Annotated in this window: 15 protein-coding genes; 3 read left to right on the top strand and 12 right to left on the bottom strand. The window is 66.8% G+C overall.

Annotation, left to right across the window (positions count from 1 at the left end; genetic code table 11):
• Nucleotides 1–100 precede the first annotated feature (100 nt).
• The 12 genes from SP5_RS01865 to SP5_RS01920 form a co-directional block, all read right to left on the bottom strand.
• Nucleotides 101–2,218, bottom strand: coding sequence for a M3 family metallopeptidase (locus tag SP5_RS01865; RefSeq protein WP_042483301.1), 2,118 nt, complete (start codon nt 2,216–2,218; stop codon nt 101–103).
• Nucleotides 2,219–2,288: 70 nt separating this feature from the next.
• Nucleotides 2,289–2,489, bottom strand: coding sequence for a hypothetical protein (locus SP5_RS01870; RefSeq protein ID WP_042483303.1), 201 nt, complete (start codon nt 2,487–2,489; stop codon nt 2,289–2,291).
• The gene (locus SP5_RS01875; RefSeq protein ID WP_042483305.1) at nt 2,486–3,178 is read right to left on the bottom strand and encodes a Crp/Fnr family transcriptional regulator; all 693 of its coding nucleotides are present in this window, start codon (nt 3,176–3,178) and stop codon (nt 2,486–2,488) included. The genes SP5_RS01870 and SP5_RS01875 overlap by 4 nt, the downstream gene beginning before the upstream one ends.
• Before the next feature lie 177 nt (nt 3,179–3,355).
• Nucleotides 3,356–4,441, bottom strand: coding sequence for a DUF475 domain-containing protein (locus SP5_RS01880; protein WP_042483387.1), 1,086 nt, complete (start codon nt 4,439–4,441; stop codon nt 3,356–3,358).
• Nucleotides 4,442–4,604: 163 nt separating this feature from the next.
• Nucleotides 4,605–5,366 (bottom strand): IclR family transcriptional regulator, encoded by a 762-nt coding sequence (locus SP5_RS01885; RefSeq protein ID WP_245613367.1) that lies wholly within the window; start codon nt 5,364–5,366, stop codon nt 4,605–4,607.
• A 145-nt stretch (nt 5,367–5,511) separates the two neighbouring features.
• Nucleotides 5,512–7,215, bottom strand: coding sequence for an N-acetylglucosamine-specific PTS transporter subunit IIBC (nagE, locus tag SP5_RS01890; RefSeq protein WP_174435495.1), 1,704 nt, complete (start codon nt 7,213–7,215; stop codon nt 5,512–5,514).
• Nucleotides 7,212–9,662, bottom strand: coding sequence for a phosphoenolpyruvate--protein phosphotransferase (gene ptsP, locus SP5_RS01895; RefSeq protein WP_042483307.1), 2,451 nt, complete (start codon nt 9,660–9,662; stop codon nt 7,212–7,214). The genes nagE and ptsP overlap by 4 nt, the downstream gene beginning before the upstream one ends.
• Nucleotides 9,663–9,717: 55 nt before the next feature.
• On the bottom strand, nt 9,718–12,621 hold the full coding sequence (gene galA / locus SP5_RS01900; RefSeq protein WP_042483310.1) for a beta-galactosidase GalA: 2,904 nt from the start codon (nt 12,619–12,621) through the stop codon (nt 9,718–9,720).
• A complete protein-coding gene (gene nagA, locus SP5_RS01905; RefSeq protein ID WP_042483313.1) occupies nt 12,618–13,757 on the bottom strand; it encodes an N-acetylglucosamine-6-phosphate deacetylase in 1,140 nt (379 codons plus the stop codon). The genes galA and nagA overlap by 4 nt, the downstream gene beginning before the upstream one ends.
• Nucleotides 13,754–14,794, bottom strand: coding sequence for an SIS domain-containing protein (locus SP5_RS01910; protein ID WP_042483317.1), 1,041 nt, complete (start codon nt 14,792–14,794; stop codon nt 13,754–13,756). The genes nagA and SP5_RS01910 overlap by 4 nt, the downstream gene beginning before the upstream one ends.
• Nucleotides 14,787–15,524, bottom strand: coding sequence for a GntR family transcriptional regulator (locus tag SP5_RS01915; RefSeq protein ID WP_042483397.1), 738 nt, complete (start codon nt 15,522–15,524; stop codon nt 14,787–14,789). The genes SP5_RS01910 and SP5_RS01915 overlap by 8 nt, the downstream gene beginning before the upstream one ends.
• 116 nt (nt 15,525–15,640) lie before the next feature.
• Nucleotides 15,641–16,387: a copper homeostasis protein CutC gene (locus tag SP5_RS01920; protein ID WP_157013544.1), complete on the bottom strand. Its 747-nt coding sequence runs from the start codon at nt 16,385–16,387 to the stop codon at nt 15,641–15,643.
• A 286-nt stretch (nt 16,388–16,673) separates the two neighbouring features.
• Between SP5_RS01920 and SP5_RS01925 the strand changes: the two genes are divergently transcribed.
• The 3 genes from SP5_RS01925 (at nt 16,674) to SP5_RS01935 (ending at nt 21,674) form a co-directional block, all read left to right on the top strand.
• Nucleotides 16,674–19,457, top strand: a complete 2,784-nt coding sequence (locus tag SP5_RS01925) for a TonB-dependent receptor (RefSeq protein WP_042483320.1) — start codon at nt 16,674–16,676, stop codon at nt 19,455–19,457.
• 281 nt (nt 19,458–19,738) lie between these two features.
• Nucleotides 19,739–20,626 carry a UDP-2,3-diacylglucosamine diphosphatase gene (locus SP5_RS01930; protein ID WP_157013545.1) on the top strand — a complete coding sequence of 296 codons (888 nt, stop codon included), beginning with the start codon at nt 19,739–19,741 and terminating at the stop codon, nt 20,624–20,626.
• Between the two features lie 19 nt (nt 20,627–20,645).
• On the top strand, nt 20,646–21,674 hold the full coding sequence (locus SP5_RS01935) for a glycosyltransferase family 4 protein (protein WP_042483323.1): 1,029 nt from the start codon (nt 20,646–20,648) through the stop codon (nt 21,672–21,674).
• The last annotated feature ends 178 nt before the right edge of the window (nt 21,675–21,852 follow it).

A 21,852-nucleotide genomic window follows, 5' to 3' on the forward strand; every position in this document is an offset into this window, starting at 1 on the left:
TTCCGCATAAGCTGGGCCTGTGGTGAGGCCCCACCCCAACCCCTCCCCTGAAGGGGAGGGGCAAGGCTCAGATCAACGCCATGTCATCCCCCTCTAGGGGCTACTTTGTCGGAAAGCCGCGCTGTTTCAGCAGCGCGTTGACATCCGGGTCACGCCCCCTGAACGCGCGATACGCCTCCGCGCGGTCCGTCTCATTCCCCGTCGACAACAGGATCCGCGCAAAGCGATCCGCCGTCGCCTTGTCCCACGGGCTCCCCGCCTCCTCGAACGCGGCGAAGGTGTCGGCGTCCATCGTCTCCGACCAGAGATAGCTGTAGTAACCCGCCGAATAGCTGTCCGACGAGAACAGGTGATTGAACTGCGGCAGGCGGTGCCGCATCACCAGCTCCTTCGGCATCCCGATCTCGCGCAGCGTCGTCGCCTCGAACGCCGCCGGATCGACCACCCCGTCGGGGATGGTGTGCAGCTTCATGTCGACGATTGCCGAGGACAGATATTCGGTCGTCGCGAAACCTTGGTTGAACGTCTCCGACGCCTCGATCTTGTCGAGCAGCGCCTGCGGCATGGGCTGGCCGGTCTTGTAGTGGCGGGCGTATTTGTCCAGCACGTCGCGGGTCAGCAGCCAATGCTCGTTCACCTGGCTGGGATATTCCACAAAGTCGCGCGGCGTGCCCGCCAGCCCCGGATAGGTGACGTTCTGGAGCATCGCGTGGATCGCGTGGCCGAATTCGTGGAACAGCGTCTCGGCATCGTCCAGGCTGATGAGGACCGGCTCGCCCTTCGCGCCCTTGGCGAAATTGTTGTTGTTCGACGACAGGACATTCTGCACCGGCGGCAGGTTGCGCTGGCCGCGATAGGTGTTCGCCCAAGCGCCCGAACGCTTGCCCGTCCGCGCGAAATCGTCGCGATAGAAAAGGCCGACTTCCTTGCCGTTGCGGGTGACATGCCAGACGCGCATGTTCGGCTCGAACACCGGGACCGTGCCGGTGATCTCCTTGAACTCCAGCCCGTAGAGGCGGTTCGCTGCATAGAGCGAACCCTGGATGATATTGTTCAGCTCGAAATAGGGCTTCAGCTCGGCCTGGTCGAGGTCGTAGCGGCTCTTGCGAACCTTCTCCTGATAAAAGCGATAGTCCCAGGGCGCGATCGTGATCTTCGCCCCTTCCTTATCTGCAATGGCCTGCATGTCGCGGACCTCCTCGGCGACGCGCGCCTTGGCGGCGGGCCAGACGCGCATCATCAGGTCCATCGCGGCGGCCGGGGTCTTGGCCATCGTGTCCTGCATCCGCCAGTCGGCATGGGTCTTGAAGCCCAGCAGATGCGCGCGGTTGGCACGCAGGCGGACGATGCGGGCGATGGTCGCCTTGGTATCGTTGATATCGCCATTGTCGCCGCGCTTGGTGAAGGCGCGCCACACCTGCTCGCGAAGCGCCCGGTCCGTGGCGAAGGTCAGTACCGGATCGACCGCCGAGCGGGTGTTGACGATCGCCCAGCCCTGCTGCCCGCGCTCGGCGGCGGCGGCCTTGGCCACCGCCTTCACGCTATCGGGCAGGCCCGCCAGCCGCGCCTCGTCGGTGACGATGATTGCGGTGCCCTCATCGGCCAGCAGCCGCTGCGAGAATTCGCTGAAGTTGATCGCGAGATTCTGGTTGAAGGCGGACAGCTCCTCCTTCTGCGCGGGCGTCAGCTTCGCGCCCTGCCGCACGAAGCTGTCATAGGTGCGCGTGACCAGCCGCTTCTGCTGCGCGTCCAGGCCGGACGTATCACGCGCCTTGTAGATCGCCTCGATCCGCGCAAACAGCTTGGGGTTGAAGGTGATTTCGTCCGACGCCTTGGACAGCTTGGGCGACCATTCGCGGTCCAGCGCCTGATAGGCGGGCGTGTTCATGTTGCCCGTCATCACCCCGAACAACGTCATCACGCGATTCAGCGTCTGCCCGGCATTCTGCATCGGCACAAAGGTGTTGGCGAAGCTCGGCCTGGCCGGGTTGTTGGCGATGCGATCATATTCGGCACGACGCTCGGCCAGCGCCGCCTCGAAGGCGGACGGGAAAAGTTCGGGCTTCACCTTGTCCCAGGGCGGCACCCCGCCATAGGGGCCGGTCCAGGGCGCGATCAGCGGATTGGCGGCGGGGGCCTGTACGGCCTGGGGCGGAGACGCCATCGCGGACGTGCTCAACAGAGTCGCCAGAGCGGCGGCGAGGGACAGATGACGCAATGTGAACTCCCGGTCATGAAACGCGCGTCATCACCATAAGCCCGTGTTTCGGCGGGTAAAGCCTTGTGACCTACCCCTCGCTTCCTTGCGCCTCCGCCAGTCTGGCCGCCGCCACCAGCCCTTCGCCGGTGGCGCGTGCGGCGGCAGGCGTCATCGCCACCGCCACGCCATTCGGCCCGTCCAGCATCACGATCCCGCACTCGGCGGTCGCCACGCCCGCATCATCATGGACGCCGTGATAGGGGCCGCCGGGATCACCGAGCGGGGTCATGCGCCCTGCTTCTCCAGGGTCGGGCCGCCGCCATAGAGATAGCCGGGATCGAAATCGGCCAGCGCCGCCAGCATGTCGAGGTCGAGGATGTGCGCCTCACCGCTGCGGAAGGTCATCAGTCCCCGCTCGCGCAGGGAGCGAAGGACACGATTGAGGTGGACCGGCGTGATCCCCGCCGCCTCGGCCAGATCGATCTGCGTCACCGGGAAACGGAATACGCCGTCGCGAACCAGATCGACCATGGCCAGCCGTGCGTGAAGCTCGCAGAACAGATGCGCGACGCGCCCATCCGCCTCCAGCCGCCCAAGCCGGAACACCCATTCCCGGTGCATCGCCGCGTCGAGCAGCGTCGAGAACCACAGCAATCGGGTCAGCCGGGGATAGTCCGCGACGATCCGTTCCAGCCGGTCATGCCCTGCCAGCGCGACCCGTACTGGGGTCAGCGTGGCGACGTCATGGTCCAGATGGCGCATGGCGAAGCCGTGCAGGTCGACGAAATCGCCGGGGACGTGAAAGGCGACGATCTGGCGGTTGCCCTGCCGGTCGTCCATATACCGGCACATCACGCCTTCCAACAGCAGGCTGCTGTAACGGACCCGCTCGTCCCGACGGATGACGATAGTGCGGGCGGGGATGGCGCGAACCTCCTCGATACTGTCCTCCAGCATCGCGACGTCATCGGCCGTCATGGTGTCCCGGCCCCGCCCTTTCAGGAATAATTCCGTCAGGCACCGCCCGTCGTCGGTGCGCCTCTGCTGCCGTCGCGTATCGATTGCGGAAACCGACATGACCTATCCCTCGCCCAGCGTTCGGAAGAGAAATCCCCCGCATGGGCAAAGTGTTCCGCACCCGACACGATCGCCGCCTCAGTCGCCGATCGGCTTGCCCGCCGCGCGCACGGGATCGCCGCCATGCGACGGGTCCTGCGGCTCCTTGCGGTTGCTGCGGACCGATGCCCAGAAGGACAGGCCGATCAGCGTCGCACCGATCAGCCCCGTGATCGTCTCCGGAATGTGGAAGCGCACCGACAACAGCATGATCGTCGCCAGTGCGACGATGGCGTAGAAGGCCCCGTGCTCCAGATAGCGATATTGCGCGAGCGTGCCGTGATCGACCAGCATGATCGTCATCGAACGGACGAACATCGCCCCGATGCCCAGGCCCAGCGCGATGATGAACAGGTTGTTCGACAGCGCGAACGCGCCGATCACCCCGTCGAACGAGAAGCTGGCGTCGAGCACTTCCAGATACAGGAAAGCCGCAAAGCCCGATCGCGCGGCCGCCCCCGTCGCGGCATCGCCGTCGCTGCCCAGCAAAACGCCAATGGCATGGACCGCGATATAGGTCAGCAGCCCGAAGATGCCCGAGATGATGAAGGTCATCGCTTCTTCTGCCGGGATGAAGCGCGAAATGGCATAGAGCGCCAGCAGGACGATGCCGGTCGCCAGCCCCGAAATGTCACGCAGCGCGGCCAGCGGGCGTTCGATAACGGGCAGCCAATGCTCCTCCTTTTCGTCGTCGAGGAAGAAGTTCAGGCCGACCATGGCCAGGAAACTGCCGCCAAAGCCCGAAATGCCGACATGGGCCGAGGTGATGATCTGTTCGTAGCGAACCGGATCCCCCGCCGCGAGCTTCACCGCCTCGATCGGTCCCAGATGCGCGGCGATCGCGACGATGGCCAGCGGGAAGACGATGCGCATCCCGAACACGGCGATGACGATGCCCCAGGTCAGGAAGCGGTGGCGCCATTTGTCGTCCATGTCGCGCAGGACGGTCGCATTGACGACCGCATTGTCGAAGGACAGCGACACTTCCAGCACGCCGAGAACCAGCACGATCCACAGGATGCCGAGCGTGCCGGGGACCGTCCCCGTGCTTTGAAAGCCCAGCCAGGCCGCGATGGCCAGACAGAGCGTTGTGAACAGAAACGATCCCTTGTAATATTTCAACAGCAACTGATGGTCCCCCGTACCTGTCCGATCGATCACACGCGTTGGTGGTCCGACGATCGGTTCTAAAGTCCGGCTCGTCGGATTTGTTCAATCGGGGAGCGGCCCTATCGCCGCGAAGATGCGGCGCGACAAGTCGGGATCACGCCGCCGCCGGATACGGCCATCAGATACGGGCGTCGTTACCGATCAGTTGTTCGGAAATGCGCGTCGCCGTTGCGCGCAGCGTCGCCAGCGCCTGGTCGACATCCACCGTCGCATCGGTGATGCGGATGAAGGGCACGGTCAGTACGGCGACGGCGCGGTCCCCACGCATGATCGGCACGGCCAGTTCGACCATGCCGGGCAGTTCGGCACTGTCCGCCCGCGCAAAGCCCTGACCACGAATTTCTTCGGTCGTCGCGATCAATTCCGCACGACGCTGATCCGACAGAGGCGGATCGAACAGGTCGTCCCATTCGGTCCGGGTCTGATCGGACTGGAAGGCGTAGAGTACATGACCCGACGGAGTTTCATGGATGGGGCGGCGATAACCGACACGCACCGAAAAGCCGACCGAGGTATTGGCCTCCATCCGCGCGATGACCGACGACGCCGCGCCGGAGGGAATGGCAAGGTAGCAGGACTGGCCGATACGGTCGGACAGCATCCGCATCTCCGGCAACGCCTGTTCCATCAGGCTGCGCACCGGCGGACGCTTCAACCCAAGATGGAACAGGCGCGACGTCATGACATAGCCGTCCGGCCCCTGCGCGACATAGCCGCGATGTTCCAGAACCTGGATCATGCGGAACAGCTCGCCCGTCGACCGGCCGAGACGGGTGACGATCGCGCTCATCGTCAAGGGAAAGTCCTCGGCGGCCAGCAGCTCCAAGATATCGAGCCCTTTTTCCAGCGCCGGGGCGCGGTAGAGCCGCTTATCGTCCAAGGCTTCTGACGGTTCGCTGACCAACAATTCCCTCCGTCTCGGTCATCGTCCAAGCGCGACCGTTATCCGTTTCATAAACCGTTACGCGCGGCTATATAGGCTGCGCTTCAGGCGGCAATATGATTAACACCAGAATGACAGCAATTTAATCAACCAGGATGTGGACGATGTCGGGCGCGACCTTTGCGATCGCCCGAGCCTCGTCCGGCGTCGTTCCGGCCTGACGCCCCGGATCGGCAAGTACGACGCGCCACCGTCCGGCATGGTGGCTGGCCGAAACGATATTGTCCGCGCCACCCATCGCCCGGACGAGTATATCCGGCAGACTGGTCAGCGCCGTGGCGGTCACCGTCTGGACCGGCGCGGCCGTCACTGGCGCCGCCGTACGAGCGGTGGCGGCGATCGGCCCGGATTCGACGGCCGCGCGCATTTCCATCGCCACGGCGTCGGCAATCGGACCCAGTACGACCTGAACGCCGCTGGCCGAGGGACGAAGGATACCCCGCGCGCCGAGCCGCTTGAGCGCAGGTTCGTCGACCCGGGCCGGATCGACCACGATCAGGCGCAGGCGGGTGGTGCAGGCCGCGATCTCGCTGAGGTTCGCGCTGCCGCCCATCGCCGCGACGAAGGAGGCGCCGCGTCCGCCCGCGATCTCGGTCGCCTCGCCCTCTGCCGCCGCCTCGAGTTCACGGCCCGGCGTCTGCAGGTTCCAGCGGCGGATCGCGAAGCGGAACACGCCGTAATAGATCAGCGCATAGGCCGCGCCGATCGGCAGCAGCATCAGCGGCTTGGTCGCCTTGCCGAAATTGATGACATAGTCGAACAGACCGGCCGAGAAGGTATAGCCCAGCCGCACGCCCAGCGCGTTCATCAGTGCTTCCGAAAGGCCGGTCAGGACGGCGTGGAAGGCATAGAGGACCGGCGCCAGGAACATGAAGCTGAACTCGATCGGCTCGGTCACGCCGGTCAGGAACGACATCAGCGCCAGGCTGAACAGCATGCCGCCGACCGCCTTCTTCCGCTCCGGCAGTGCCTCATGATACATGGCCAGACACGCGGCGGGCAGGCCGAACATCATGACGGGGAAGAAGCCGCTCATGAACGCGCCCGCGGTCGGATCGCCCGCGAAGAAGCGGGTCAGGTCGCCCGTCTTGCCCTGATAATCGCCGACCACGAAATAGGCGACGGTGTTCAGGATGTGATGCAGGCCGGTAACGACCAGCAGGCGGTTCAGCACGCCAAAGGCGAACAGCCCCAGCCCGCCCGCCTGGACGATGCCCTGGCTGAGGGCGTCGATGCCCGCATTGACCGGCCCGAAAGCGATACCCAGCAACGCCGCCAGCCCCAGGCCCGCAATGCCAGAGATGATCGGCACGAAGCGACGACCACCGAAAAAGGCCAGATATTCCGGCATCTTGATGGTGGCGAAGCGGTTGTAGAAATTGCCGCCGATCAACCCCGCGACGATGCCGACCGGCACGTCGAAACGATGGACCGACTTGGTCCGCCACGCTGCCTCGACGGTCGCGGCGATATCCTTGGCCAGCCCGCCCCCGGTCCCGGCGGGCGGCACGATCAGCGTTTCGGCACCCTTGATGGTGACGAGATAGCAGGTGATGCCCGCCAGCGCCGCCGCGCCATTGCCGTCACGGGCAAAGGCGGTGGCGACGCCGACCGCGAACAACAGGCCCAGATTGTCGAAGATCGCATTGCCCGCATTCGCCATGAAGGCGATGTTCAGCATGTCGGGCTGGCCCAGCCGCAGCAACAGGCCCGCGACCGGCAGCACCGCGATGGGCAGCATGAGCGCCCGGCCGAGCGATTGGATGGTGGCCATGGGCGAGCTCATGCGCCGATCTCCTGAAGCATAGTCGTGATGTGCGCGCGGACCGCCGCCGCCGAGGGAAGCGCCAGCGCGGCAATCGCGGCGGCACGGCATTTCACCATGTCGAGCTTGCCGACCAATGCCTTGATCGCCGCCACCCGCGCCGGGGGCACCGACAATTCGGTGACGCCCAGGCCGAGCAGGATCGGCACCGCCAGACGATCGGCGGCGAGCGAGCCGCAGACACCGACCGGCGTGTCATGCCTGGCCGCGCCGTCGCAGGTCGTGCCGATCAGGCGAAGCACCGCCGGATGAAGCCCGTCGACCCCCGCCGCCACCGCCGCGTTGCCGCGATCCATGGCCAGCGTATATTGGGTCAAATCGTTCGTGCCGATCGAGAAGAAGTCCGCCTTACGCGCGAGAATATCGGCGGAAATCGCGGCCGCCGGGGTTTCGATCATGACCCCGACCTCCGCCTCGCGACCGTGCCGGTCGACGACTGCGCGCACCGCCTCCAGCTCGGACAGGCTGGCGATCATCGGCGCCATGATCCGGCACGGCTGGCGCACCGCCAGGATGGCGCCGACCTGATCCTCCAGCAGCTGCGGATCGGCGAGCGACACGCGGATGCCGCGCAGGCCGAGCGCCGGATTCTCCTCGACGGGCAGGTCCATATAGGGCGCGGGCTTGTCGCCGCCGACATCGAGCAGCCGGACGATCATCGGCCGGTCGCCCAGCGCATCGGCGATCGCCTGGTAATCGCGGGCCTGCTCGTCACGAGTCGGCGCGGTCTCTCGCTCCAGGAACAGGAATTCGGTGCGCAGCAGGCCGCAGCCCTCCGCGCCCTCGGCCACCGCCGCCTCGGCATCGGCGACCGAGCCCAGATTGGCGAACATCTCGATCCGGGTGCCATCGGCCATGCGGCAGGGTCCCTGCGCGGCGCGGGCGGCCTCCATCTCGGCCTTGCGGCGGGCGATGGTGTCGCGCGCCTCGCTTTGCGCCTCGGCATCGGGTTCGGGATCGATCAGGCCGCGATCGGCGTCGAGCACGATCACCCGGCCATCCTCCAGCGCGGCCAGCGGCTCGCCGAACGCGACCGCCATGGGCAGGCCCATGCCCGCCGCCAAAATCGCGGCGTGCGAGGTCGGCCCGCCCTTGACCAGCGCGATGCCCGCCACGACGGCCGCGTCGAGCGCGGCGACCTGGCTGGGCAGCAGATCCTCGGCGACCAGGATCGCACCCTTGGGGACGCTCGGCCCTTCGATGGGCAGGCCCGCAAGTGCCGCGAGGACATGGCGTTCAAGATCGCGCAGATCTTCGGCGCGCTCGGCAATACGACGGTCGCCGCTCGACAGCAGGACCGCGACCTGTTCGGTGATTGCTTCCTGCCACGCCACGCCTGCACTCAGCCCCCGGCCTATCGCAGCCAGCGCGGCGTCGGTCAGCGTCGGGTCGGCCAGCATCGCGCCGTGCGCCGCCATCACGCCGCCACGTGCGCCACCGGCGGCGGCGGCCTGCGCCAGCCCCTCGCGCACCGTATCGAGCGCCCCGTTCAGGCGCGCGCGCTCTTCCTCGCCCGTCCCCGCCAGCGTCTCGACCGGAATGGCGGCGCGGGCCAGACGGTGGATCGGCCCGACCGCAAGGCCCGGCGCGGCGGGGACACCGCCCAGCCCCGGCCCCTCGCCGCGTACCGGCTCGGGCACGTCCACCGGCGTTTCCTCGGGCGTGGCGTCGTTCAGGAAGGTGATGACCTCGGCCAGGGCGGCGGCGGCCTGCGCCCCGCTCGCCTCGATCCGAACCGTTGTGCCATGGCCCAGACCCAGCCCCAGCAGGCCGACCGCGCTCAGCGCCGAAGCATGGCGGTCGCCATGATACAGGGTCACGCGCGCATCGTGACGCCGCACCGCCTCGACCAGCCGCGCGGCGGGGCGGGCGTGCAGGCCGTGCGAGAGCGCGACGACCGTTTCTTCGATCAGCGTTTCGCCGCCGGTGTCGCCAACCTCCGCCTCACCGCCCAGCGGCACGACACGCAACAGCGGATCACCGACCGCCACCAGCCCCTTGGCGATCGGCTCGACGGCATAGCGGGTGGCATCGGCGACGATGATCGGCGTGACGACGGCAGGCGCGTTCTGGACCAGATAGTCGAGGTCGAAGCGGATCAGCGGCTGGCCCGCCAGCACCCTGGCGCCCGCCTGCACCTGCGGCGTCAGCCCCTTGCCGCCCAGCGACACGGTGTCGATGCCGATATGACAGATCAGCTCATAGCCGTCGGTGCTGCGCAGCGTGACCGCATGGCCCGCCTCGTGCACGGTCAGCACGGTCGCGTCGCAGGGCGCGCACAGCGCGTCGTTGACCGGATCGATCGCCATGCCGTCGCCCAGCATCTTTTCGGCGAAGACCGGGTCCGGCACGTCGGCGAGCGGCGTCACCCAGCCGGCCAGCGGCGCATAAACGGTCAGGTCACTCATCGCACGTCACTTTCGCCAAACTGCATTCCTTCCCCGTGAGCGATCGCCGACGCATTCAGCGCGGATCGATCGTCACCCGGCCCAGCAGGCCGCTATCGATATTGCCCATCCCCGCGACGATCAGCGCGATGGTCCGCTTGCCCGCGCCCGCCGGAAGCGGCGCGGTCATGGGGCCGGGTTTGGGATCGCGCTTCTCCGCGACCAGCTGGCCATCGACCCACAGGCTCGCCATGCCGCCGACCGAGGCCAGCCGCAGTTCGCCGCCGCGTGCCGCGACCGCCCGCCGGGGTGTCACGACCGCACGATAGACACGCCAGCCAGCCCCTTCCGCCGGGGTCGGCGTGCCCGCCTGGACAAAGGCCCAGCCATTATTATCGCTCGCGGCGGGCGCGAGATCGGGCGCAGGCCTGGTCGCCAGCAGCGGCGAGCGCCGCCATTCGCGCACGTCCATATCGCCGCTCATCACCGCGACCTGCGCACGCGGTTTCACGCCCAGCCGGTCGAGCTTCAGCGTCGCCGGTTTCAGCCCGTCCGCCGTCGCGCGGATGACGATCCGCCCACGCCCGGTATCGGGCCGCACAATCATCTGGGCCAGACCGTTGAACAGCGAACGCTGGTTGCCCTTTTCGGACTCGTGGCTGTTGGGATCGCCATTGCCGACGCCGATAATCGCCCCGCCCTCGATGGTGAAGCGGGTCATCAGATTGGCGGTCGGAACGTGACGCCCCCTGGCGTCGACCGCATCGATGGTGATCGCCTGCGCGTCCTCGGTATCGCCCGCCATCACGGTGCGCGCCGGGGTCAGCCGCAGCGCTATGGCCGCGCCGACCGTCTCATGCGCCGCGCGCGCGACCTCGCGACCGCCGCGATAGGCGATCGCCTCGATCCGGCCCGGCGCGTAGGGGATGGTCCACTCATTACCCATCAGCCGGTCGACTGCGGCTTCGCCCACCGTCTTGCCGTTCAGGCGAAGGACGACACGCTCGGCATTGGACAGGACCAGGGCCTTGGTCGGCTTGCCCTCGCGACCCGGCCAGCTCCAGTGCGGCGCGATGGCGACCACGGGCTGGTCATCGACCCAGGCGGCGCGGTGGATGTCGAAGGCGGTCTTGGGAAAGCCGCACAGGTCCATGATACCGAAGAAGCTGGCGATGGTCGGCCATTCATAGGGCGTCGGCTCGCCATGATAGTCGAAGCCGGTCCAGACGAAGCCGCCCGCCACAAAGGCGCGCTCGGCGATCTTCTTCCAGACACCGCGATGCGTATCGCCCCAGCTCGCCGCCTCGACGTCGTAGCTCGACGCGATGTGGCGGGCCGGATCGCTCTCGAACGCGCCGCGCGTCATGAAGGCGCTGGTATCCTCCGAACTGGTCATCGGCTTGGCCGGGTTCAGCTGGTGATAGCGGTCGTAATCGCCCTGATAATAGTTGAACCCGGTCACATCGACGACCTGCGCGACGTTGATCGGATTGAAGAATGCCCCGTTCATCGCCGCCGTCACCGGGCGGCTGTCGTCCAGCGCGCGGACCCAGTGCGCCATGCGCTTGACCATCTCGACGCCCGCAGGCGTGCCCTGCATCGGCTCCTCGTTGAAGACCGACCACAGGATGACGCTGGGGTGGTTGCGGTCGCGCCGGACCAGCCATTCCAGCTGCGCACGATATTCGGGCGCGGGATTGAACTGCCGGTTCTCGTTCATCACCAGCAGGCCGAGCCGGTCGCACCAGTCGAGCAGTTCCGGCGTCGGCGCATTATGGCTGGACCGGATGGCATTGCAGCCCATCGCCTTCAGCCGCTCCAGCCGCCAGCCGAGCAGCGCATCGGGGATCGCAGTGCCGACGCCCGCATGATCCTGATGCAGGCAGACGCCCTTCAGCTTGACGGGGCGGTCGTTGAGAAAAAAGCCGTTGGCCGCATCGAAGCGGATCGTGCGGAAGCCGATCGGCACCCGCCGCTCGTCCGCCACCTGTCCGTCGCGGAGCAGCCGCACGTCGAGCGTGTAGAGGATCGGCCGCTCGACCGACCAGAGCATGGGGTCGGCGACCGGCAGGTCGAGCACCGCCTTGCCTTCGTCCAGCGCGGGCACCGTCGCCTTTGCCTGTCCTTGCGCGACGACCTTGCCCTGCGGGTCGAGCAGCCGCGCCTCGACCGTGACCGGGCTGTCGGTCTCGACAATGCTGGTCAACGTCGCGGTGACGGGAACATGCCAGCCGGACGCGCCTTTGCGCGGATCGCCATGCACGCCGTCGGTCGCGATCGACACCGGCGCATAATCGCCCAGCCAGACATGGCGGTACAGGCCAGCGCCCTCATACCACCAGCCCTCCATCGCCTCCGCATCGACACGGACGGCGACGACATTGGCTTCATCCCCGAAGCGCGCGAACGGGGTCAGGTCGATGCGGACGGCGTTATAACCGGAGAAATTGTGCGAAACGACGCTGCCATTGACCCAGATCGTCGCGAAGGTCGCGATGCCACCGAATTCCAGCTCGATCCGGCGACCGCGCTGGGCGGGATCCAGCCGGAAGCTGCGCCGATACCAGCCGATCCCGCGCGGGCGATAGCCTTGCGCGACATTGGCGGTCTTGACGAAGGGCTGGAACGAGGCCCAGTCGTGCGGCAGGTCGACCGCCTGCCAGTCGCTGTCGTCATAATCGACCGCCGCCGCGCCGCGTGCATTCCCGGCCTTGACCGACAGGTAAGTGGCGTTGTGCGTGTCGAGCGGCGCAGGCGCGACATCGCCTTCGTGGAACAGCCAGCCGCGATCCATCAGGACGCGGGCCGCATCCTGCACCGGCAAAGCGGGAGGAAGCTGGTCCACCGGCTCGGGCATGGGCAGCGCGCCCGCGCCGTCCGCCGGGCGGCGGCTGGCGGCGAAGGCCGGGACCGGCGCAATGCCGCCCGCCAGCCCCACCACCGCACTGCCCAGCAGAAGGTCGCGGCGCGCGACCGTCATGCCGCGACCGGCTCCGCCGCGGCGATGCGCGTCTCGACCGGCTTGAGCGCGGCGTCGAGCACCACCCAGTCGGCGCGCAATCCCGTCGCCAGCGCCCCACGCTCATGCGACAGGCCCAGAAACGCCGCCGGGTTGGTGGCGGCCAGCACCGCCGCCTGGTCGACGGTGATGCGCAGCTGCTCGACCGCATTGGCGACCGCCGACCCCATGTCGAGGTCCGAGCCTGCCAGCGTGCCGTCGGCATAGGTACACTTGCCGCCCGACACGTCGATATGACGGCCGTGCAGGACGAAGTCCTTCTCCACCGCGCCGACCGACGACATGGCATCGGTGACGAGCATCAGCTTCTCGAACGGCCGCGCCTTCACCGCCAGCCGCAACATCGGCGCGGAGACGTGGAAGCCGTCGATGATGAGACCGCTATACGGACGCGGATCGTCCAGCGTCGCGCCCGCCAGACCCGGTACGCGCTGCTGCATGGCGGGCATCGCGTTATAGAGGTGCGTGACGCCGACGACGCCCGCGCCGAACGCCTCGACAGCCTGTTCGTAGCTGGCTTCGCTATGCCCCGCGCTCACCAGCACGCCCGCCTCCGCCAGACGGCGGATGGTGGGGACCGGCACCCGCTCGGGCGCGATGGTCAGCATGACCTTGCCCTTGCGCGGGCGGGTGAGGACGGCGAGCATCTCCTCGTCCAGATCGCGGAAGCGCGTCGGGTCGTGGATGCCCTTGCGCGCGGGGTTCAGCACCGGCCCCTCGACATGGATGCCGACGATGCCAGGCACCCGGGCCTCGATCGCCTCGTCGATCGCGTCGAGCGCGCGGGCGATCTTGTCGGGCGTCTCGCTGACCAGGGTCGGCAGCATCGCGGTGGTGCCATAGACAGCGTGCGCCGCCGCCATGGCCGCAATGCCATCCACGTCCAGCCGGTCGTTGAACAGCACGCCGCCGCCGCCATTGACCTGCGTATCGATATAGCCGGGCACGACCCAGCCGCCGTTCAGGTCGATCGTGTCGGCCGAACCTTCGACCGAACCGATCGAGGCGATGCGATCGCCGTCGACGGTGATCTCCGCACCCTGCAGGACGCCGCCCGAAGTCGCGACATGGCCGTTGACGAAACGGAAGCGGGTCATAGCGTGCGGGTCACTTTCTGCAGATGCGGCGGCGAGTCGGGGTCCATGCCACGGGCGAGCGCCAGCGCCTCGACCATGCGGTAGAAGCTGGCGAGCATCGCGATCGGCTCCAGCGCGGGATGCTCGGCCACCATGGGCAGCGCACCGCCCTGCCCCGCGACGAACGGCTTGGCACCGCGCGCGGCGAACTGGTCGGCGACCGCCTTCACATCCTCGCCCGCCACGTCGGAGGTGGCGAAGCCCAGCACCGAATAGCCCGGCTCGACGATGCGCATCGGGCCATGGCGCACTTCGGCGGCACTGAACGGCTCGGCCTGGATCGAGCAGGTTTCCTTGAGCTTCAGCGCGGCTTCCTGCGCCACGCCATAGCCGTAACCGCGTCCCAGCACGAACATCTGGCTGACCTCGCGCAGCCCCTCGACCGCCGGGGACCAGTCGAGGCCCAGCGCCTGTTCGACCTGACCCGGCAGATCGTCGAGGGCGGCCTCCAGCGTCTCGTCGCCTGCCCAGACGGCGGCGAGCTGCGCCAGACCCGCCAGCGCGGTCAGGCAGGATTTGGTGGCGGCGACGGCCTTTTCCGGACCGGCCGACAGCGGCAGGAAGGTGTCCGCGCCGATCGCCAGCGGCGACTCTTCATCGTTCACGAGCGCCACGATATGCGCGCCGCCCGCCCGGTACGCCTCGACCGTCGCCAGCAGGTCCGGGCTGCGCCCCGACTGCGAAATGGCGATGACCAGCGCACCCTGCACCTTCATCGGCGTCTCGAAGATCGACGCGACCGACGGAGCGGCCGACGAGACCGGCACGCCGGTCTTGGTCTCCAGGATATATTTCCCATAGGTCGCGGCGTGGTCCGACGACCCACGCGCAATGGTGATGATCACCGGCGGCGGGGCGGCACGCAGCCGCTCGGCCAGCGCCTTGACGGTCGGCGCATTGCGCGCGAGCAACCGGGCGATCGCTTCCGGCGCCTCCCCCGCTTCCGCTCCCATCAGGGTGCTGGTCCCCGCACTACCGGCGGTCATCACATCAGACATCGGTTAACTCCGCGACGAAATCATAGGCATCGCCGCGATAGAAGGACTGGGTATATTCCACCGCCCGTCCATCGCGTAGAAATCCGCGCCGTTCGATCAACAGGCCCGCATGGCCCGGATCGACATCCAGCATCTTGGCATGATCGGCCCCGAACGGCACCGCGCGCAACCGCTGAAGCGCGCGCACCGGCCGGTTGCCGGTCCGCTCCAGCGCCGCATAGAGCGACCGGTCGACCGCCTCGATCGACGGCAGCGCAAAGCCCGCGATGGTCGACACCTCGATCGCCATCGGCACCTCGTCGGCGAAGCGCACACGCTGGAAGCGATAGACCGGCGCACCCGGCGACAGGCCCAGCGACAACGCCTCTTCCGGCGTCACGGTGCCCGGCGCACGGCTGACCCACTGGCTGCTCGGCGTGCGACCGCGCGCGATCATGTCCTCCGAGAAGGAGGACAGTTTGGAGAAGCTCTTCTCGACACGACCCGCGACGAAGGTCCCGGCGCCGCGCCTGCGCGTCAGCAGCCCTTCCTCGACCAGCCCGCCGATCGCCTTGCGCACCGTGATCCGCGACACGTCATATTCGATCGCCAGATCGCGCTCGGCGGGGATCGCGTCATCCTCGGCCAGGATATTGCTGGTGATCGCATCACGCAGCAACTGCTGGAGCTGGAGGTATAACGGCGCGGGGTTCCCCTTTCGGAAGGAGCCGACCTGCGCCGAGAATGTCATGGCCGCGCCATCCCCCTTTGCCCGGGCGTCGCTCATGCCACGCCCCGCTTCATCGACAGGCTTATCGCAGCCGAACCAAGCGAGCAATAGGTATTATATTTGGCATACATTGGCTTTTATCCTTCCCCTATCTTCCGTCGGATTGCCGCGATGCGATCGGCACTCGTCCGACGCCTCGGCCCCATGGCAAAACCCATGTCGAGCACCCGCGAATCCCCCCAATCCTCGCGCATGCTGGCCGAGGCGTGGACCGCATCGACCCCGGTCCGGGCGAGCAACGCCGCAACATTGTCCGCCGAGACGCCGGATCCAGCGATGATGGACAAGCGCCCATCGGCCGCCGCGACCATCTTTGCGATGACCTCCGCACCCTGCTCGGCCGTCGCCGCACCGCCGGACGTCAGGATATGGTCATAGCCCAGCGCCGCCGCCTGTCCGACCGCCTCGACGGGGTCCGCCACCAGGTCGATCGCCCGGTGCAGCACGATCGCCACTCCGGCCGCTGCCTCCCGCCATCGAGCGAGCACGTCCAGGTCCAGCCGCCGGTCGTCCGCCATCGCCCCGACCACGACCCCCGCCACGCCCATCGCCACCATGTGACGAATTTCTTTGGTGGCCAGTGCCATATCGGCACAGTCATAGCGGAAATCGCCGTCACGCGGCCGCACCATCGCATGCACCGGCACGCCGGACTCCACCGCATGAGCGACCAGCGCCGCCGAGGGCGTCAGCCCGCCCAGGGCCAGCGCGCCGCAAAGCTCGATCCGGTCGGCTCCCGCCGCCACGACCGCCGCCACGCCATCCGCGTCATCGACGCAAATCTCCAGCAGCGGCGCCCCGGCCCGGACTGGTGACATGACCATCTTGAACTTCCCCCGGCCCATTTGCCCCGCCCGCCCGGACCACTGCCGCGCGGATCTTTCACGGATGCGTCATTTAAGCAGCACGCCGGACAATGCGCCAGCCCAATGGTCTCATGACGAGAACGTCACATTTTTTCCGTTTACGGACCAATGTCAGTTTGGTTACAAGTTGGTAGTTCCGGCATATCATATAAAAAGCCGGCCGGGGAGGACGCCACCAGCCATCCCCAGACAACAATAAAAGCGCGCGCGGTGGAGCGGCGAAAGATTTTTGGGGGATTTCACCATGTTGAGCTTCCGCGGCATGATCCTGACGGCGACCGCACTGGCCGGTATCCAGGGCACCGCCTTTGCACAGACCGCGACGCCGTCCGCCGACGCACCGACCCAGACCGCACCGGGCAGCGACCAGGCCGACACGGGTGACGTCGTGGTCACCGGCATCCGGTCCAGCCTGCGCAACGCGATCAACGTCAAGCGCGAGGCCAACGCCGTCGTCGACGTCATCACCGCAGAGGACGTGGGCAAGTTCCCCGACCGCAACGTCGCGGAATCGCTGTCGCACATTCCGGGCGTCAGCATCGACCGCCGCTTCGGTGAGGGCGAGAAGGTCGCCATCCTCGGCACCGACCCGGCGCTGAACCGCATGCTGCTCGACGGCCATGCGCTGGCCTCGGCCGACTGGGGCGGCAATGACAACGATCCGTCCAGCCGGACCTTCAACTATTCGCTGCTCGCGCCCGAACTGGTCGATCGCCTCGAGGTCTACAAGTCGCCGGAACCGCGTATCGAGGAAGGCAGCCTGGGCGGCACGGTCATCGTGCGCACCCGTCGCCCGCTCGACCTGAAGCCCAATTCGGTCTTCGCCTCGGGCGGTTATTCGTACAATGACCGTTCGGAAAAGGGCAATATCCGCGGATCGGGCCTGTACAGCTGGCACAATGAAGCCGACAATTTCGGTTTCCTGGTCGCCGCGACCTATGACAAGCAGAAGCTGACCCGCGCCGGTGTCGAGTTCTTCGGCTATGACAATGCAGCCGCGGCGGCGCCCGGAACCGCCTGTCCGTATAACAGCCCGTTCGTCAACTGCTCCAATGGCGCGCTGAGCCTGAAGAGCCCGAACGCGACGATCACCGGCGGCTCCATCGCCGACCTGTACAAGGCCGCGTCGCCCTTCGGCATCAACTATGCCTATTTCCAGCAGACCCGCGAACGCGCCAGCGTGTCGGGCACGATCCAGTATCGCCCGGCCCCCAACCTGACGCTGACCTTGAACGGGCTGCACATCGACGGCAACTACAACAATTACAGCCAGTCGATGTACACCATTCCGGGTGCGTGGACCGGCAATGTGCTGCAGACCGCCAATATCAGCAACGGCGTGGTCAACTCGGCCAGCTTCGGTGCCGCGACCAACCAGTCGTCGCAGCTCGACACGCTGGTCCGCAAGTCGAAGCTGAAGACCGACAACCTCAACTTCTTCGCCGATTGGGAAGGCGATGACGGCGCGAAGGTCAGCTTCGCGGGCGGCTGGTCGCGTGCGACCGGCGGCCGCAACCCCGAATATCTGTTCAACGTGCAGACCAAGCTGCCGTTCAGCTACGCGTTCGGGCCGAAGTCGGCGACGGTCAACTATGTCGGCGATCCGACCAACCCCGCCAACTACTTCACCAACCCGAACAACAACGACGCCACGATCGAGGGCCGTCCGGTCGTCATCAACGGCCAGAACCTGCGCGCCGCCCAGATCGGCGGCCTGGACTATAGCGTCACCACCGACCGCGATATCTTCGGCGGTTATGACGCGACCATTCCGGTCGAGTTCGGCCCGTTCACCCAGATCCTGCTGGGCAGCCGCGTGACCGATCACGTCAACCGGCTCGATGCGCGTGGCATCAACACCTACCTGACCACGTCGATGACCGCCAACCAGTTCGGCGTCACCACGCTCGCCACGCCGGGCGGCGTGTTCGACGGCACCGGCGGTTCGGGCAATGCGACCCAGTATCTGAACCTGCCGGACCAGGCAGTGATCGACATCCTGTCCAAGGCGATCAACAGCCCGCTGGTCAACAAGATCGGCGCCTCCACCCGCGTGCGCGAAACCGTCATGGCATCGTACGTCCAGGCGAATTTCGACCAGGGCGGCCTGCGCGGCAATATCGGTGGTCGTCTGGTCTACACCCGCGACCAGTCGCAATATGCGGTGACGCAGAGCAACCTGCCCAACCCGGTACCGGTGCCCACCACCACCACCACGGACTATCTGAAGTTCCTGCCCAGCGTGAACATCGCCTATTCGATCAGCCCGAAGGTGATCGTGCGCGGCGCGGTCGCCCGGGTGATCTCGCGTCCGCGCTACGAGGATCTGGCGGCGTCGCTGTCGCTCAACAACGTCACCCGCGACGGCGGCGGCGGCAATCCGAACCTGAAGCCCTATGAGTCGACCAATTACGAACTGACCGCGGAATGGTATCCGCGCGCCGGCTCGCTGGTCGCGGTCGAGCTGTTCCGTCGCGACATCTCGAACTATATCATCAACACCCGCACCAATGCGGTGTATTTCAATACGCTGGCGGGTGCGCTGACGACGTACAACGTCAACCAGCCGATCAACGGCGGCAAGGCGAAGGTCAATGGCGCGCTGATCTCCGGCCAGACCGAAATCTGGGGCGGCTTCGGCATCCAGGCGAATTATTCGTACCAGGACAGCTCGACATCGTCGGTCGACACGACCGGCGCGGCGCTGAACCTGCCCTATCTGTCGCGCCACACCGTCAACGTGATCCCCTATTTCGAAAGCGGGATCTTCCAGGCGCGTCTGAGCTACAACTACCGCTCCAGCTATTTCCGCACGATCGGCCGTCTCGGCTCGCGCGAAATGGTGGCGCCGTACAGCCAGCTCGACTTCTCGGCAGGTGTGAACCTGACCAAGGAGATCACGCTGTCGGTCAACGCGCAGAACCTGCTGGACGAGACCTATTACCAGTATAATGCGACGCCCGACCGTCCGACCGCCTTCTACAAGAACGGCCGGACCTATGCCGCCTCGGTCGCGGTGCGCTTCTAAGCCATCCTCCCTCCTTCTTAAGCCCCTCCCGCAGGCGGGAGGGGTTTGGGGAGGGAAAGGCCACATGCGCTGGGCTCGGTGAGATTCCTGCCCCCCCATCCCCTCCCGCTTGCGGGAGGGGCGTGCAAGACAACAGCCCGTCGATCTTAGGATCGGCGGGCTTTTCTTTACCGCTGACTTTGACACGTCACGAAACTGCTTTGCCTCTGTCACCGATCTGCGACGCGCACGTCACAGATGACAGGCATGACATACCCAACGCCAAGCGTGGGGTTATGCCGATGCCGATCACCAGCATTCCGATCGATGGTTCGTTGCACGAAGACGCCGCCATCCTCGACTTCATCCCCCGCGCGCCCGTGACGCCCGAGCCGGAGGGCAACGAACGCCGCCGTTACCGCACCATCTGGATCTCGGACGTCCATCTCGGCACGCGCGGCTGCAATGCCGAGATGCTGATCGACTTTCTGGATCATGTGGACAGCGAGACCATGTATCTGGTCGGTGACATGATCGACGGCTGGCGACTGAAGAAGAAATTCTACTGGCCCGCCGCGCATAATGACGTGGTCTGGCGCCTGTTGAAGCGCGCCAAGCGCGGCACCCGCGTCATCTATATCCCCGGCAATCACGACGAGATCTTCCGCCAGTTCACCGGCATGGATTTCGGCGGCATCGCCATCTGTCGCAAGGCGATCCACGAGACAGCGGACGGTCGCCGCCTGCTGGTCCTGCACGGCGACGAGTTCGACGCGATCACGCTGGCGCATCGCTGGCTCGCCCATGTCGGCGACTTCGCCTACACCGCGCTGATGGAGGTGAACCGCTGGGTCAATATCGTCCGGCGGTGGATGAAGCGTCCCTACTGGTCGCTGTCCAAGCACGCCAAGGCCAAGGTGAAGAACGCCGTCGCCTTCATCTCGCATTTCGAGGAAGTCGTCGCCCATGCGGCGGGCGCGCGCGGCGTCGACGGGGTGGTATGCGGCCATATCCACACTGCCGAGATCCGCGACATCAACGGCGTCACCTATTATAATGACGGCGACTGGGTGGAAGGCTGCACCGCGCTGGTCGAGCATTTCGACGGCACGATGGAAATCCTGCAGTGGGGCGAAGAGATGGAGGCGCGGCGAAGCAAGCCGATCGCCGCCGCCGCCATCGCCGCCTGATCGGGAAGGACAAGGCCGGATGCGGATCGCGATCGTCACCGACGCCTGGAGCCCCCAAGTCAACGGCGTGGTCCGTACGCTGCAATCCGTCTCGGCCGAACTGCGCGCGATGGGCCATGAGGTGAGCGTCCTATCGCCCGATCGCTTCGCCTCGGTCCCCTGCCCCACCTATCCCGAAATCCGCCTTGCCCTGCCGGCCCCCGGCGCGGTCGGGCGGACGCTGGGCGGGTTTCAGCCGGACGCCGTGCATATCGCCACCGAAGGGCCGCTGGGCCTGCTCGCGCGGCGCTGGTGCCTGTCGCACGGCCTGCCCTTCACCACCGCCTATCACACGCAATTCCCCGAATATGTCGCAGCACGGGTAAAGGCGGTCAGCCCGGAATTCGTCTGGCGCTATGTCCGCTGGTTCCACGCGCCATCGACCGCGATCCTGGCCTCGACGCCCAGCGTGGCCGCGACATTGGCCGCGCATGGCCTGCCGCAGAACCGGCATTGGGGACGCGGCGTCGATACTGCGCTGTTCCGCGCCGAGGGGCGGCGTGACGCGATGGTCATGGAACTGCCCGGCCCGGTGCAGCTTTATGCGGGCCGTGTCGCTGTCGAGAAAAACATCGCGGCGTTTCTCGAAACAAAGACCCCCGGCACCAAGGTAGTGGTCGGCGACGGCCCGGCCCGTGCAGGCCTGGCCGCGCAATATCCCGACGTCCGCTTCCTAGGCGCGAAGTTCGGCGAGGACCTGGCTGCCATCTACCGCGCGGCGGACGTCTTCGTCTTCCCCAGCCGCACCGACACGTTCGGGCTGGTGATGATCGAGGCGCTGGCCTGCGGAACGCCCGTCGCCGCCCAGCCGGTCCAGGGGCCGCTCGATGTGCTCACCCCCGGGGTCGGGGTGATGGACGAGGCGCTGGACCGGGCCATCGCCGCAGCGCTGACGCTCGATCGGGGCGCGTGCGCCGCCTATGGTCAGGGCTTCTCGTGGCGGGCCAGCGCGGAGCAGTTCCTTTCCGCTCTCGCCCCGATCGGCCGCGACCTGAGGGCGGCGGCATGAGCTTTTTCCTCCCCTGCAAGGGGAGGTCGCAGGCCGCAGGCCTGACGGAGGGGGGCTTCCGCAGAGGTCACCCCCTGCGGCCATCCCCCCTCCACCACCGCTTCGCGGCAGTCCCCCTCCCCGTGCCGGGGAGGAGCGGGCTACACGCAGATCACCCCATAAAACCCGTTTAACGGGT

The sequence above is a fragment of the Sphingomonas parapaucimobilis NBRC 15100 genome (assembly GCF_000787715.1).
Lineage (GTDB): Bacteria > Pseudomonadota > Alphaproteobacteria > Sphingomonadales > Sphingomonadaceae > Sphingomonas > Sphingomonas parapaucimobilis.